The following is a 2,985-nucleotide window of genomic DNA, read 5'->3' as shown; positions in this document are numbered from 1 at the left end:
TTATTAGTAGTACAAAACTAAGTGCATATAATACAAAGTTTTATAGCAATAAAGTATATGAAAATGAGGCTTATAGAGATGGGGGAGGAATTTATATAAAAGGTTTTTCTCCTATAATTTATAACAGTTTGATTGTCAATAATACATCAACAGATGATGGTGGTGGCATTTATGATACGAATTCTGTTTCCAAGTATTACAACTGTACTATTGCTGATAATAATGCTGATGAAGGTGGGGGGTATTTTTCCCCAAATACAAGTGCTTCATCTTCATTCTATAATGATATAGTCTGGGATAATTCACCGGATGATGTAGAATACAATGGTAACCCCCCTAACGCAAGTTCTGGTAAATATTCCTATTGTGATATTGGAAGTTTTACCAATATGCCAAATAATTATAATATTAATGCAAATCCTAAATTCACAACTTATAATGGAATTGATTATTTACCTTCAAATATTTCTACTCCTACATCCCCTTGTATTAATTCAGGTGATAATATACCAGGTTTTTTCCATTCTACTTATGACCTTAGAGGTACTCCGTATTTAAGAACAGTAAACCAAATTGATATGGGTGCTTATGAATATCCAGCAAATGGGTCATATAAAATTGCAAAAACTGATTCCAGTAACACTGTACTTGATTTCGATAATATTATGGTATTTCCTAATCCTGTTGAAAGTTATTATAATATTCGTTTAATTTCTGAAACTAAATGCAAGGTAGAAATCATGCTTATTAATTCATTTGGAAAAAATGTATATAGTTCCGAATTGTTATTAGTAGAAGGGGATAATTTAATTCAATTCCAAAGAGGGCAATTATCTGACGGAATTTATTATTTGAAAATTAATTCGGCAATATTTGATTCAAAGTTTACTAAAATAATATTTAAATAATTATTATATTGAGGGTACTGATAAACATCAGTACCCTTTTAAATTATGAATAAATTAAATAAAATTAAAATATTCTCTTTTTTATTGTTGCTTTGGAGTGTATCTCCTACATCTTTACATGCACAATTAGAATCCAAAAATTGGTATTTTGGATTATACTGCGGATTAAAATTTGAAAACAATCATGTTGTTAAATTGAATGATAGTAAGATATTTTCTTACCGTAGCAGTGCAAGCATTTCAGATAAATACGGAAACTTATTGTTTTATACAGATGGGAAAACAATATGGAATAAAAACCATGATACTTTAAAAAATGGTTATGGCCTCCATTCAAGCTCAAATAGTGCACAAGCAGCCATAATTATACCTCAACCAGGAAATCCAAATATATATTATCTATTTACAGTATCAGGCGTTGTAAGACCAAATCCCGGTTTTTGGTATCATATTTTAGATATATCTAAAGATAATGGAAAGGGAGAGGTTGTTTTAAAAAACCAATATATCTGCGGAAATGTTACTGAACGAATGTCTGCTACTTTTCATTCTGATAGGAAATCAGTCTGGATTACGGTTCACGAATGGAACTCCCAAAAATTTAGGGCATATTTATTGAAAAATTTAGGCTTGGATACTAATGCAGTAGTTTCACCTGTTGGTACACTCCATACAGGATACACAAATAATAATGATGGACAATTAAAATTCTCTCCATCAGGAAATAAACTTGCTTGTGCAATACAATATGATGGAATAGTGGATTTATTTGATTTTAATAATAAAACAGGAAAAGTATCGAATTGTATTACTTTTAATTTCGGATTTCCATATGGTGTATATGGAGTTGAGTTTTCAGCTAACGAAAAAAATCTTTATGTTGCACGCTCATATTCAGTATCACCAGGAATTTGCCAGATTGATTTATCTTCTGGAATAGATAGCCTTATAAAAAAATCAGTTAATCAATTATATACTAATAATACAAGTTCCAGGTATTATAGCATGCAAATAGGACTTGATAAAAAAATTTATGTGGCACGTTGGTATAACTTTTTAGGATGTATTCATAATCCTGATGAAAAAGGTATTGCATGTAATTATCAAGATACTGCAATTTCATTTTTTAATTTTATGACAGGTTATGGTCTCCCCACCTTTCTCCAGTCCTACTTCTACCTGCCCGATATAGAAATAGAAAACACTTGCCTCGGGGATAGTACTGCATTTAATTTAAAAGACACCACCAACATAGATTCAGTTTACTGGTATTTTGGGGATAGTAATTATTCATGGCAGTTTTATCCTAAACATGTGTATTCAGATACGGGTATTTATATAACAAATGCAGTTATTTTTTATAATAATACAAGTGATACCTTTGAGAGGGAAATAAGAATCAGCAATTATGCTTATGCTAATTTTGGTATTGCGGATAACTCGCAGTGTTTGCTTGGCAATGAGTTTTATTTTTATGATTCATCCACCGCCATAGATGGCAACATGACCTACGAGTGGGATTTCGGGGATAGTACCGGCTCTTTTCAGCAAAACCCTGTAAAATCATTTCTTCTTTCAGATACTTTTAATGTTCAATTAACAGTTACCTCATCTTATGGCTGTGAAACATCAAAAGCCAAAGAGCTTTATGTACAGCCAATGCCTGAGTCAAAAATAAACATAAACGACACAGCCCAATGCTTCAACGAAAACAACTTCACTTTTTTTAATCCACAGGATTCAACAAACCCAATTGGCTCAAAAACATGGCATTTCGGAGATAACAACACTTCAAATGCTGATACGGCACAACACATTTATTTAATTGCCGATACTTTTAATGTAGTTTTAATTGAAGAAACAAATCAAGGTTGCAGGGATACAGCAATGAGAGAAATAATTGTTCACCCAAGTCCGGTTACAGACTTTTCTGTCAATGATTCTGTTCAGTGTTTTAATGAAAATAATTTTCAATTTACAAACCTAACAGCTTGGGGAAAACCTGTTAGCTTAAGTTACTTCTGGGATTTCGGTAACGCCTCAACTTCAACCGATTCCAACGGACAAATGAAATATT

General features: G+C 31.7%; 2 protein-coding genes. Both read left to right on the top strand.

Annotated features, from left to right (window positions below; genetic code table 11):
- Positions 1-908 (top strand): T9SS type A sorting domain-containing protein (locus U9R42_07275; protein MEA3495821.1); only part of this gene is annotated, 908 nt, incomplete at its 5' end.
- Between the two features lie 45 nt (positions 909-953).
- Positions 954-2,985: PKD domain-containing protein (locus U9R42_07270; protein ID MEA3495820.1), on the top strand; the 2,032-nt coding region annotated here is incomplete at its 3' end.

It is taken from the genome of Bacteroidota bacterium (genome assembly GCA_034723125.1).
Taxonomy (GTDB): domain Bacteria; phylum Bacteroidota; class Bacteroidia; order CAILMK01; family JAAYUY01; genus JAYEOP01.
This window is presented reverse-complemented; position numbering and strand designations above follow the sequence as displayed.